The organism is Rhodococcus sp. IEGM 1241 (assembly GCF_033142365.1).
GTDB lineage: Bacteria > Actinomycetota > Actinomycetes > Mycobacteriales > Mycobacteriaceae > Rhodococcus_F > Rhodococcus_F erythropolis.
On record NZ_JAWLSE010000002.1, the window covers coordinates 759,405 to 771,745 of the forward strand.

At 63.5% G+C, this 12,341-nt stretch carries 11 protein-coding genes; 3 read left to right on the top strand and 8 right to left on the bottom strand.

The window, feature by feature from the left end:
• Both R4P70_RS13240 and R4P70_RS13245 read left to right on the top strand, forming a co-directional pair.
• Nucleotides 1–1,125 carry a glutamate--cysteine ligase gene (locus R4P70_RS13240; protein WP_003945034.1) on the top strand — a complete coding sequence of 375 codons (1,125 nt, stop codon included), beginning with the start codon at nt 1–3 and terminating at the stop codon, nt 1,123–1,125.
• A gap of 105 nt (nt 1,126–1,230) precedes the next feature.
• Nucleotides 1,231–2,598 (top strand): phosphatase PAP2 family protein, encoded by a 1,368-nt coding sequence (locus R4P70_RS13245; RefSeq protein WP_019744497.1) that lies wholly within the window; start codon nt 1,231–1,233, stop codon nt 2,596–2,598.
• On the opposite strand, the gene mnhG is transcribed toward R4P70_RS13245, so the two are convergent.
• From mnhG to R4P70_RS13275, 6 genes are read right to left on the bottom strand one after another with little or no spacing between them, the layout of a single operon-like run.
• Nucleotides 2,564–2,908 (bottom strand): monovalent cation/H(+) antiporter subunit G, encoded by a 345-nt coding sequence (gene mnhG / locus R4P70_RS13250; protein WP_003945045.1) that lies wholly within the window; start codon nt 2,906–2,908, stop codon nt 2,564–2,566. The genes R4P70_RS13245 and mnhG overlap by 35 nt on opposite strands.
• On the bottom strand, nt 2,905–3,174 hold the full coding sequence (locus R4P70_RS13255; RefSeq protein ID WP_003945061.1) for a monovalent cation/H+ antiporter complex subunit F: 270 nt from the start codon (nt 3,172–3,174) through the stop codon (nt 2,905–2,907). Before R4P70_RS13255 ends, mnhG begins: the two co-directional genes overlap by 4 nt.
• Nucleotides 3,171–3,743 carry a Na+/H+ antiporter subunit E gene (locus R4P70_RS13260; RefSeq protein ID WP_003945063.1) on the bottom strand — a complete coding sequence of 191 codons (573 nt, stop codon included), beginning with the start codon at nt 3,741–3,743 and terminating at the stop codon, nt 3,171–3,173. Before R4P70_RS13260 ends, R4P70_RS13255 begins: the two co-directional genes overlap by 4 nt.
• Nucleotides 3,740–5,455, bottom strand: coding sequence for a Na+/H+ antiporter subunit D (locus R4P70_RS13265; protein WP_019744496.1), 1,716 nt, complete (start codon nt 5,453–5,455; stop codon nt 3,740–3,742). The genes R4P70_RS13260 and R4P70_RS13265 overlap by 4 nt, the downstream gene beginning before the upstream one ends.
• On the bottom strand, nt 5,452–6,084 hold the full coding sequence (locus R4P70_RS13270) for a Na(+)/H(+) antiporter subunit C (protein WP_019744495.1): 633 nt from the start codon (nt 6,082–6,084) through the stop codon (nt 5,452–5,454). The genes R4P70_RS13265 and R4P70_RS13270 overlap by 4 nt, the downstream gene beginning before the upstream one ends.
• Nucleotides 6,081–8,918: a Na+/H+ antiporter subunit A gene (locus R4P70_RS13275; protein ID WP_317830911.1), complete on the bottom strand. Its 2,838-nt coding sequence runs from the start codon at nt 8,916–8,918 to the stop codon at nt 6,081–6,083. The genes R4P70_RS13270 and R4P70_RS13275 overlap by 4 nt, the downstream gene beginning before the upstream one ends.
• Before the next feature lie 190 nt (nt 8,919–9,108).
• Between R4P70_RS13275 and R4P70_RS13280 the strand changes: the two genes are divergently transcribed.
• Entirely contained in the window at nt 9,109–9,534 is a 426-nt protein-coding gene (locus R4P70_RS13280) for an NUDIX hydrolase (RefSeq protein ID WP_007730102.1), read from the top strand.
• Here the strand turns inward: R4P70_RS13280 and R4P70_RS13285 are convergent.
• Entirely contained in the window at nt 9,491–10,870 is a 1,380-nt protein-coding gene (locus tag R4P70_RS13285; protein ID WP_020906696.1) for a hypothetical protein, read from the bottom strand. The two genes, R4P70_RS13280 and R4P70_RS13285, sit on opposite strands and share 44 nt — an antisense overlap.
• A 48-nt stretch (nt 10,871–10,918) precedes the next feature.
• Complete coding sequence (locus R4P70_RS13290) at nt 10,919–12,331, bottom strand: hypothetical protein (RefSeq protein ID WP_317830912.1); 1,413 nt, start codon at nt 12,329–12,331, stop codon at nt 10,919–10,921.
• Between the last annotated feature and the right edge of the window lie 10 nt (nt 12,332–12,341).

Genomic DNA, 12,341 nt, shown 5'->3' on the forward strand with positions numbered 1-12,341 from the left:
GTGGTAGTTCCATTTCCAGGTTCGCCGCGCCCGACGCTGGGCGTGGAGTGGGAGATCGCGCTGGTCGATCGCAAGACCAGAGATCTCTCCAACACAGCAGCCGAGGTGTTTTCGGCGGTCGAAGAGCTTGCCGGCTCGGAAACCCCGCACATCACCAAGGAACTACTGCGAAATACCGTCGAACTCGTCACGGGTATTCACTCGACGGTCGGCGAGGCGATGAGTGATCTCGACAGGTCACTGGATCTGCTTCGCCGCGCTGCGAATCCGCTCGGCGTCGACCTCATCAGCGCGGGCACGCACCCGTTCGCGCAATGGTCGACGCAGCTGGTCACCCGGACACCCGACTACGACGAACTCATCGAACGCACGCAGTGGTGGGGTCGGCAGATGCTGATCTGGGGCGTGCACGTTCATGTGGGTGTCTCGTCCGCGGATCGCGTTTTCCCGATCATCAACGCACTGCTGCAGCGCTATCCGCACCTGTTGGCGCTGTCGGCGTCCTCGCCGATGTGGGCCGGTGTGGACACCGGCTATGCGTCCAATCGCGCGTTGATGTTCCAGCAACTCCCCACCGCGGGCCTTCCGTACCAGTTCGAGAACTGGGCCGAATACGAGTCGTTCATCGACGACCAGATGAAGACCGGTGTGATCACCAAGATCGGCGGCATGCACTGGGACATCCGTCCCGCGCCGAAGTGGGGAACCATCGAGGTCCGGGTGTTCGACGGCGTCTCGACACGCGCTGAACTGGGTGCTCTCGTTGCTCTGGTCCACTGCCTCATCGTCGATCTGGACCGCAGACTGAGTGCCGGTGAGACTCTGCCGAACATGCAGCCGTGGCACGTCAAGGAAAACAAGTGGCGCGCAGCGAGATACGGACTGGACGCCGAGATCATCCTCGACTCCGACGCAAACGAGTGCCTCGTCACTGACGATCTGGATCGCCTGCTCGACGACTTGGCGCCGATTGCGGTCTCACTCGGCTGCGCGGACGAGTTGGCGTCGGTGGCGGACATTCCCCGTCGCGGTGCCTCCTACCAGCGTCAACGCCGTGTCGCGGAAGCGACGGGCGGCGATCTGGTTGCGGTAGTCGACGCATTGGTCGCGGAGTTGGGTACTTAGAGCACTCCGTGTTGCCGATGGTTTCGTAGGGTCGAAATACGGGCATACAGACCGATTGTCCAGTCTGCGTCCATATTCGGTTCACACGGCGTTTACTATTGTCCGGTGTTGATAGACAGTTGGTCCCAACGAGGGGGCGTACCCGGACAGTCGGATCGTTCGTGGTCGAGTTCTCATCGACTCCTTCTGATCGGCACAGCAGCCTTGACCGTGCTGGTCCTGGGTGTGCAGGCGTTCGCGTCGTACAAGGGCTATCTCGGTCCGGTGGAAAGCCTGTTCGGTGACTACTTCCTCGTTCCTCGCTCGGCGACCATGCCCTGGGTGGGTCTCGCTCTCGCGCTGGTTGGACTGAACAACAAAGAACGCATCTACGCGGTATCCGCGGCCGTTGTCATCGACGTGGTCGTCGGGGCAATTCGCTGGTTCTCGGGTGGGCCGCTGACTATGGGCACCGGCGGCACCTGGGTACTGACGGCCATCGCGGTGTACGCGGTGTGGAAGTTGTCCGGCGAGCGTCGACTCAGCGTTCTGCACGGCGTCGCTCTCGGCGCGTTGCTCATCATCGCGGCCAAGGTTGCCGAGACGTGGCTGGAGATCACCATTCTCGTCGGCACCGACGTGTGGGACGAGTACGTGTTCCTCGCCGACCAGGCTCTCGGGAATCCGTCGTGGGTGATGGGCCAGATCGTCGACGCCATGGGCCCCGTCGGTGCAGCAGCCCTCGACTGGATCTACGTCGAACTGCCCGTCGCAGTGATCGTGGTTGCCCTCTACCAAGCACGTAAGGGATGGCCGTCGCATCACCTGCTGCGCACGTTCCTGCTCATCGGGCTGATCGGCCCGATCTTCTACGTCCTGTTCCCGGTGGTCGGCCCGGTGTTCGCCTTCGGTCCGCGTGGGTTCGGATTCCAGATCGGTGATTACTGGCCGAACATCGTGCCCAACTTCGACTTCGCATCACCGTCGTCGCTGCCGTTCGACGACGCCGCACCGCGAAACTGCATGCCGAGCCTGCACACCGCGTGGGCGGTCGCATTGTTCATCCACTCGCGCAGCGGGCCGTGGTGGATTCGCAGCCTGGGATCGTTCTGGCTCGTTGCGACCCTGACCGCGACGCTCGGTTTCGGATTCCACTACGGCGTCGACCTCATTGCCGGTGCCGTCCTGTGCTTGACCCTCGATGCGGCGCTACGGGATCCGGAGCGAGGCTGGGGGTGGTTCCGAGTGCGTCTGTTGATCGGTGGCTCGGCACTACTTGCGGGGTTGTTGCTCTCGTACCGGTTCGCTGCGGTGCAGATGGCCGAGTACCCGGCGATCTTCGGGCCGCTGCTGATGGCTGTCCTGGTTCTCATGTCGGTGGCGTACTTCGCAACCTTCTTCGCCCGCCCCGGCACTGCTCTTGCGGTGTGGGGCGAGCGCGACGGCGAGTGGGATGCCGCTACAGGAGAGAGTCCGGGTCTTCCAGCTCGTTGATCTTCATGAGGTCGTCCTCTTCGCGCTGTTCGCGGTAGGCGACTCGGCCGACACTGTGCGCGATCACGGGCGCGGTCAGCAGCGTGAAGATGCCCACCAGGACCAACATCCAGATGTCGACGCTCCCACGAAGCAGGAACACGGCGCCCATCAGAACCAGGATAAGTCCGACCACCTGAGGTTTCGTGGCCGCGTGCATACGACGCAGGGTGTCGGGGAAGCGAACGATTCCCACCGCGGCGGTCAGCGCGAGCAGCGCGCCGAGGAAGATGGAGATGGCCCCGATCGTGTCGAGGATGTTGCCGATCACTGGTCACTCACCCGGAAGCGCGCGACTGACACGGAACCGATGAAGCCGACCAGTGCCAGCGCCACGATCGCGGGAACGATAGTGGTGTCTTTGCTGTACGCGGCCCAGACGGCGAGTCCACACATCGAGACCGCGATGATCGTGTCCAGAGCGACGAGGCGGTCGAGTGAGCTCGGACCGTCGAGCAATCGGAACGTGGTCAGTACGGCGGCGATCAGCAGAATCACTCCGGAAATGATCAAGATGGTGGTGATGAACCCGTTCATGGTTGGTCCTCCTGCCGGGGTGCATCGAATTCGTAGTCGCGCTGGTGCCACGGGCTGGGTTGCCAGTCCGAATCACGTTCGAACGACGCGATGAACAACCGTTCGAGATCCTCCACTGAGCGGTAGAACGCGCTGACGGCTTTCTGCGAGCCGACGTCGAGCACGTGGACGTAGACGATGCGCCGGTTCTGGTCGATCTCGAGAACCATGGTGCCCGGGATCAGGTTCAGTACGTCGATGCACAGCGTGAGAACCAGGTCGGACTTGATCCCGAGTTGGTAACGCAGAACTCCGGTGACCGGCGGCGGCGACGGACGGATCGCCAGCCACGCGACCTGGATACTCGACTGGATCGCGTAGTACACGATCATCCACAGCAGGCGCAGAATCGACAACAGATGTACCCGACCCTCGACCGGTACGCGAGGGAGGGGAAGCAGGACCATGATGATCAGGCCGACGGCGAGTCCGCCGAAGATGTTGCCGAAACTGATGTTGCCCCACAACAGGATCCATACGACCATCAGCCACAGCAGGATCCCGACGCGGAGTACCTGTTCGCGTTTCATCGCGGAGCCTCCTCGGTGTTCGGGGCGTCGGTGTTCGGGACATCGCTGTTCGGGGCATCGGTACTGGGAGCTACAGCAGGGTCGTCTGCAGCGACGGGAGCTTCGTCGACCGGCACGGGTCGGTGGTTGCCGAGAACCGCGTCGATGTAGATGGACCGGTCTTGCAGATCCTTCGCCGCTCTGTCGCTGATGTCGATGATCCGGCCTGCGAACACCGTCAGTGCCAGGCCGACGATGACGAGTCCGACCGTCGGAATCAGCATGAAGACCGGAATCTTGCCGACGTCCTCGCGGTCGACGAACGCGATGTCCTCTTCGGACTCGTCGATCAGTGCTGACGGGCTGACGTCGGCGAGGTCACCTTCGGGGGCGTCGGCGCGGGCTCGCCAGAAGGCCTTGGTCCACACGCGGGCGACGGCGTAGAGCGTCAGCAAGCTGGTGATCGTGCCGCCGGCGACGAGGATCCAGGCCAGCGCGCTGGCGTCGGCCGCACCGGCCTGCAGGAGCGCGACCTTGCCGATGAAGCCCGAGAACGGCGGGATACCACCGAGATTCAGTGCCGGGATCAGGAAGACGATCGCGAGGATCGGGCTGGCGGCCGCCAGACCGCCGAGTCGGCGCAGCGACGACGACCCGGCTTGTCGTTCGATCAGACCCACGACGAGGAAGAGAGTCGTCTGCACGATGATGTGGTGGGCGACGTAGTAGATCGCGCCGGACAGCCCGGACGTCGTGGACAGTGCGATACCGAAGATCATGTAACCGATATGGCTGACCAGTGTGAACGAGAGCAGACGTTTGATGTCGCTCTGCGCGATGGCACCCATGATGCCGACCACCATCGTGAGCAGACCGCACACCATCAGTACGTTGTCGAGTTCTCCTTGCGGGAATAACAGTGAGTGCGCGCGGATGATCGCGTACACACCGACCTTGGTGAGCAACCCGGCGAAGACGGCGGTGATCGGTGCGGGCGCGGTCGGATACGAGTCCGGTAGCCACGCCGACAGCGGGAAGACCGCAGCCTTGATGCCGAACGCCACGAGCAGGACAGCGAAGATGGCGGTTCGTGTGCCCGGCGGAATGTTGTCGAAGCGCAGGGCCATGTCGGCCATGTTGAGGGTGCCGGTCGCCGCATAGGCGAAGGCGATGCCCGCCAGGAAGATCAGCGAAGACACCATCGAGACCATCACGTACGAGACACCGGCCCGAACGCGGTCGGCGCTGGCACCGAGCGTCAGGAGCACGAAACTCGCGGCGAGCAGAACCTCGAATCCGACGTACAGGTTGAAGAGGTCACCGGCGAGGAACGCGTTGGAGATACCGGCGGTCAATGCGAGATAGGTCGGTAGGAAGATCGAGACCGGCTGGGCCTCGCTGCCGTCGCGAATACCCTGACCGATCGCGTAGATCATGACGGCGAGCAACACCACCGACGAGACCACGAGCATCATCGCCGAGAGACGGTCGACGACGAGTGTGATGCCGATGGGGGAGTCCCAGCCGCCCACCTGAACGGCCGTCGTACCGTCGCGGTCGGCGAGGTAGAGCAGCAATCCAGACACCGCGACGACGCCGATGAGCGCGATCAGTGTGATGACACGCTGGAAACGCGGACGTCGGCCGACAACCAGCGTCGCAGCTGCGGCCAGCATCGGGATCAGGACGGGCAGGGGCGCAAGGGCTCCCATCAGGTTGTCCGAGATGGTCATGCGCCGCCACCTCCCTCGATCTTGGTCTGGCGAGCGTCTTTGCGCCGCTTCTCGGATTCCTTCTTACGAGCAAGGTCGGTGGCCCAGTCGGGTACCGGTTCGTCCTCGAAGTCGCCGTCGTGGAGGTCGTCGTAGCATTCGATGTCCTCGAGGTTGACCAGTTGTTCGAGGGGAATAGGGTTTCCGTCCTTGTCGAATGCGTCGCCGCCGATGCTCGGGGCACCGGTGACCGGGTCGTCGGAGCGGTCGTGGTCGGGAGCGTCGGCAGGCAGGCGACGCTTGAGGATCTTGGTGTCTTCGGGATCGTCCTCGACGGCGTCGGCGGTGTTGATCTTGTAAGACCGGTACGCCAGTGCCAGAACGAAGCCGGCGATACCCATCGTGATCACGATGGCCGTCAGGATCATGCCCTGGGCGAGCGGATCCGCTATCTCCTCGTGGACCGAATCTCGGCCGACGATGGGCGGATTCCCGTCCGATCCACCTACGGTCAGGATCAAGAGGTTGATGGCGTTGCCGAACAGGAGCAGTCCGAGGAGCATCCGGGTGATGCTTCGTTCGATCAGCAGGTAGACACCGGCCGACGTGAGGACGCCGATCAGGATCAGCATTCCGATATTTGCGCTCATGGTGCTTTCACCTCGATTTCTGCGTCGAGGCGGGCGCCGAGACTTCGGAGTACGTCCAGGACCAGGCCGACCACGATGAGGTAGACGCCCAGGTCGAAGAACAGTGCGGTGACCAGTTTGACGTGGCCGATGAGTGGGAGCGTGAACTCGAAGACAGCAGACGAGAGTGCCGGAGCGCCGAGGAACAGCGACACCAGGGCGGTGCCCGCGGCCAGCGCCAAACCGAGGCCGAGAATCTTGCCCGCGTCGATGGGTACGGCTTCACCGAGTTCGTAGCGGCCACCAGCGAGGTAACGCAGCACGAGGGCGAGGCCCGCCGTCAGGCCTCCGGCGAAACCGCCGCCGGGGGCATTGTGACCGGAGAAGAAGAAGTAGATCGACAACACCATGATGGTCGGGAAGATCAACCTCGTGGTGACCTCGAGAACCAGCGAACGGTGTCGAGGATCGATGAGGTCTCCGCCGCGCAACCACGTCGTGTCCGAGTTGGCGGCTGCCTTGTCGACGATGACGGAGGGGGCGTCCGCGACTCGCGGCGCGATACCGAAGCGGCGGTTGCGGAACACGAGGCTGGCGACGCCGGTTGCCGCGACCAGCAGCACCGAGATCTCACCGAGCGTGTCCCATGCGCGGATGTCGACGAGTAGGACGTTGACGACGTTCTTGCCGTTGCCCAGTTCGTAGGCCGCGTCGGGAAGCAGTTCGTAGATCGGACGAGTGTTTCTCGCATTGGTCGCGAAGGCCGCGATGGTGGTGACGGTGATACCGACCGCGACTGCGAGTGCCGCACGCGGCCACTTGAAGCCGATTGCCTTGCTCTCGTCGACCTCTGCGGGGAACTTCCGGAGTACCAGCACGAAGATCACGAGGGTCAAGGTTTCGACGAGGAACTGGGTCAGCGCGAGGTCGGGTGCGCCGTGCAGCGCGAACAACACGCCACAGCCGTAGCCGGTGAGTCCGACGAGGATGACGCTGGCGAGTCGGTTGCGCATCAGCGTCGCGGCGATGGCGGCCGAGATCATCATCAGCGCGATAGTGAACTGGATGGGTGAATCCCACATCCGAAGGTCGACTCCGCCGCCATCGGTGTCGATGATCAGCAGGAACAGTGGCACCACGACCAGTGTCGCGAGAATCGTCGACTGCGTGCGGGGGAGCGAACCACGCTGAGTGGCACCGGTCAGGCGCATCGAGATGGTGTCCATGCCGCGCAGGGTCGCGTCGTAGATGCGGTCGGCGTTGCCGAGCGGCGGGTGCTCGAAGTGCAGGCGGCTGATCTGACGCTGCGCGATGTAGAGCGCGATGCCGCCGGCGATGACGATGCAGGTGAGCAGCAGTGGAGTGTTGAATCCGTGCCACAGCGCGAGGTGGTAGTCGGCGTGCGGTCCGGGGGCCAGTGTGGTCGAGTACGGCGTCAGCAGCTTCTCGAGTTGGGGCGAGAGAATGCCGGCGGCCAGACCGAGAACCGCGAGTAGGCCGGGCGCGAACAGGAACAGCCAACCCGGCTTGTGCATCTTGCTCACGGCCGGACTCGGCTTGCTCAAGGTCTTGCGTCCGAAGGCGCCCCAGATGAACCGGACGCTGTAGCCGACGGTCAGGATCGAGCCCAACACGATCACCGTGACGACGGCGATCGACGACCAGTGGCCGAGCGCGTTCGTTTCGAGAACTGATTCGAGTGCGGCTTCCTTGCCGACGAATCCGAGTAGCGGTGGTAGACCGGCCATGCTGGCGGCAGCGAGGCTCGCGATGATCGCGAGAGCGGGTGCCGCTTTACCCAGGTGAGCAAGTTTGCGCAGGTCACGGGTGCCGGTGGTGTGATCGATGATGCCAACGACCATGAAGAGTGCGGCCTTGAACATCGCGTGCGCCACGACCATCGTCATGCCGGCCAAGGCGGCGTCACGCGTGCCGATGCCGACCAGGACCATCATGAAGCCGAGTTGGCTGACGGTTCCGAAGGCGAGGACGAGTTTGAGGTCGTACGCGCGCATGGCTCGCCAACCGGCGAGGATCATCGACAGCAGACCCAAACTGATGATGGTGATGCGCCACGGCGGCGAATCGGCGTACCCGGGAGCCAGGCGCGCGACGAGGTAGATACCGGCCTTGACCATTGCTGCCGCGTGAAGATAACCGCTGACAGGGGTGGGCGCGGCCATCGCACCTGGCAGCCAGAAGTGCAGGGGCACGATTGCCGATTTGGAGAGCGCACCGATCAGGATCAAGACGATCGCGACGGACGGGAGCCACCCCGTCGGCGGGTTCGCGACCAGTTCGGACAGGTTGTAGCTGCCGCCGACCTGGCCGAGGATGATCATGCCGACCAACATCGCCAGACCACCGGCGGTGGTGACCAGCAGTGCCTGGGTCGCGGCGCGGCGACTGGTGGCGCGTTCGGCGTAGTGACCCACGAGCAGGAACGACAAGACCGTCGTCAGTTCCCAGAACACGTAGAGAAGCAGCATGTTGTCGCTGGTCACGAGTCCGAACATGGCACCCGCGAAGGCGACCATCTCGGCGGCGAAGATGCCGAGTCGAGGTTCGTCGTCGTTGAAGTAGCGGGCGCAGTAGATCAGAATCAGCGTGCCGACGCCCAGGACGAGCACGGCCATGATGGCCGAAAGCGCGTCGAACCTGAAGTCGATGTCCATCGACAGGCCGGGAACCCAGGTGATGTGCAGCGTCTCGACGGTGCCCCATTTGTCGATGACCCAGCCGAGGCTGGCGAGGGGGACTATCGCGAGGGGGAAGAAGCCGTTTCGCCCTAACCTGCGCACCACAAGCGGAGCCAAGAGGGCGGCAACGGCATGGGCAAGCAAGATAGCGAGCAAAAGGCACTCCGTCGTGTTGTCAGCGGGCGGCGGGGTGTCCGAACAAAATCGAACCTATCGGATTAACGAGACAATTCACCTAGTCGGAGAGGTTGTCTTTGCGTACATATTACCGGGCGTGGCAGTTTCGATGTGCAGCGAGTCGATTCGGACATCATCGGCACTCGCTGATACACGTAGGTTGGACGACGTGAATTCGTCGACTCCCACCACGATCATCCGTACCGCCGCCCTTGCGCACATTCGTGACCGCAAGCTGATCCAGACCCGGTCCGTGGGCAAGACCGCGTTCTACATGGCCGGCGGAAAGATCGACCCGGGTGAGACGCCCGAGCAGGCACTGCACCGCGAAATTCGGGAGGAACTCGACGTCGATCTGGTCGACGGGACGGTCACGTTCCTCGACGTCTTCGAGGCTCACGCTTTCGGACATTCCGCGGACACGGGACTGCACATGAGTTGTTATCTGGCGGAGATGGCCGGAGACCCGCACCCGACCAGCGAGATCGCCGAGTTCCGCTACTTCACGCTCGCCGAGTACGCAGCGATGGACGAGGTGGCGCCGGGATCACTCAAAGTGTTCCATCGCCTGGCGTCGATGGATCTGATCGACTGATCGGCGGAGGTACGGATCGATTGACTCGCCCCAAGCGCAGACTTGCATAGGCGCAGACGGCCACGATGATCAGTGCCACGGCGTCGAGTATCAGGATGTCGGTCGAGATTTCGAACGGGCCGACCGTCGTGATGCCGTTGAACGGCTTGTTCTCGTCGAGCGGCGTGTACGCGGTCCATCCGTAGTCGAACTGCGGATAGACGAGCAGGGCCAGCGCCGTCGGGCCGAAGATGACACCGAGTCCGACGAGGGCTCGTGACGCTCCGGTCCGCGGTGGCTCTCGGTACATCGCGCTGGCGATCGCGTACGTGACGACCGCAGAGGTGAAGGCGACAAGAAGATCGCTGATCGTGAGAACGTCACCGATCTTCGGCGACGGCGACGTGGCGTAGCTGACGATCCCGGCGACCGTCACCGTCAGGAGCAATCCGTAGCCGACGACCCGCGAGGGAGCGATCGCGCCGATTGCTGCCGCGGCGACGATGACGACGCCGATCACGACGGCGGTCGAGGCGGGGGTTTTCGACCATTCCATGGCTTCGGTTGCGGGACGGTTCGCCGAAACCGCCGCCAGAGTTGCGACGGCGGCGGTACACATCAGCAGGATTCGACCGCCATCGCCCAGCACCCGCGCGCAGATCACCGTGATTACGAGCGCGACGAGTAGAAGGGGTACGGCCGCCGTGACGGTGGTGATCTCGAACCACCAATTTGCCGCGACCCCGAAGAGAGTGAGCACCGCCGCGATAGTCACCGGCCGAACGGCCATCCGTTCCTTGGGGTGGTCCTTGTCGAAATCGTGGAACCAGAACGCGGCGACGCAGGCGGCGGCCAAAGCGAGCGCGAGAAGTGTTGCCCCCAACACCGGTGGTTGAAACTGGTTGGTGTTGTCGGCGATGTAGTCCGCGTACCGCCGAGGAATTGCGTCTTCGTCCAGGAGCGAATCCGAGACATGCACAGCCACAATCGTTCCCGCGACCGAGGCAGCTCGAACCCGGGGAGCGGCAGCAACCGTCACCGCGCCGACAGCGACTCCCGCACCGACGGGCGAGAGTGCCTCGAAGTTGTGATCGTAGAGCCCGGGCAGTTCGAGGAGGAGCCCGCCGAAGACCGTCATGGCCGCGGTCCGCAATCGGCAACGGGCCATCATCGCGGCTGTCCCGACCGCGACGACAGCCAAGACGCCGGCGCCGATGGTCGAGATGGACCAGAATCGGTCGCCCGTCGAAATCGACGTCGACTGGCTGTTCACGAACGGTGCCAAAGCGACGACGGTGACGACGAATGCCGTCACACCACTCAGTGCGACGAGCAGCGTCCTGCGGGCGATGGGCACTGCTCCAAAATAGTCAATCCGGTACCAGTTGCACCGCAATAGGAGGTCTCAGTCCGGTGACGGTGTGTCAACGGGGCTGCGGCGGCGGAGCGCGATCCCGGTGGCGACGACAACTACACACATCAGGAGTGCCGCGCCGTCGGAGCGTGGCGACGCCTCGTACGCGTAGGCAATGGTCGCGGCCTCGGCCCGGAAGGCTGCATCGGGCTCGCTCGCGTCGACGTAGGCTCGCAATTCAGAGTTGTACTCGACGTACGTCGAGGGCGGATCGTGCCGGACGTACGTTGACGACACTGTCTCGATCTCGTGCTGCCCGATCGACATGAAGACCAGGGCAGTGAAAGGAATCGTCAACCCCAGCGTCGCTGCGACGGGATTCGACGGCAGAACAGATCCGAGCAGCAATCCCGACCCGACGCCTAGCGCGACAATGCGGAGCAGTAGAGCAAGTTCGTGTTCGCCGTCGAAGATCCACTCCGACAACGGGATCGCAGCCAGCAGAGCCAGACCTGCAATCGTGCGATCCCGGTGTCGAGAACGCGACAAGCCGAAGACGACCGCGATGATCGCGAGGGCAGCGATTACCAACGGCGAGGTTCGGTCACCGTCGAGAAAGAAGCGGTCGGTCAGATCCGCGAACACCGTCGTGGCGGCGGCTCCAACAGCGGTTGCAGCCCAAAGGAATCCGCCACTGCCTGAAGTTGTGTCCAGTCTCCTCACACAGAACCAGGTCAGGGTGAGGACGGCGACGGTGGACGCGACCATGACCAGCCAACCCGAAAACGTCGGTGGGTTCTCTTGCCGGTCGACGACCGAACTCAGAATCCGTTGGGTGACAGCGAGGCCGGTGACAACTGCCAGAGCGGCTGCGGCGACGCCCGGTTCGCTTTCGCTGATCCGCAATTCGGAGTCGTCTGTCACTGCGCACGCCACTGCGCAGATCAGGGTCAGCAACAGAAGTGCCCAGGCAGGTTCGCCGATGGACGACGTGCTGACGGGTATCAAATCGCCGGTGGACGATTGCGCGGCCAACCACGTCGACACCACGCCAATGATCAGCAGGTTGCGTCCGAGGCGGCTGTCCCACGATGCGGCGACAACGCCGCCCAGGATGAGTCCGGCTGCAATGGTTTTGGCGAAACCCAGAACGCTCAGCAGATCAAGACCGACTTCTTCGGCGACGAGGAATCTGATCAGAATCAGCACGACGACGCCCGTGTACACAAACGCCCACGCACGCCTGCGAGAACGGCGGTGCTGGAGATACGCGCAGGCCCCTACGGCGACGATGGCACCCACCACGACGCTGGTGGATTGGCTGCTGATCCATTGGTCGATCTTCGACTGCGGTTCGGTAACAGGCCATCTCATTCGCGCTGGGTTCGTCAGCGCCAGGGCGGCAAGGATTCCCGAGAGAAAGGCCGCGAGGGCGCCGGTGCATGACCGGAGGTCGATGGTCATCGGTCTGTCC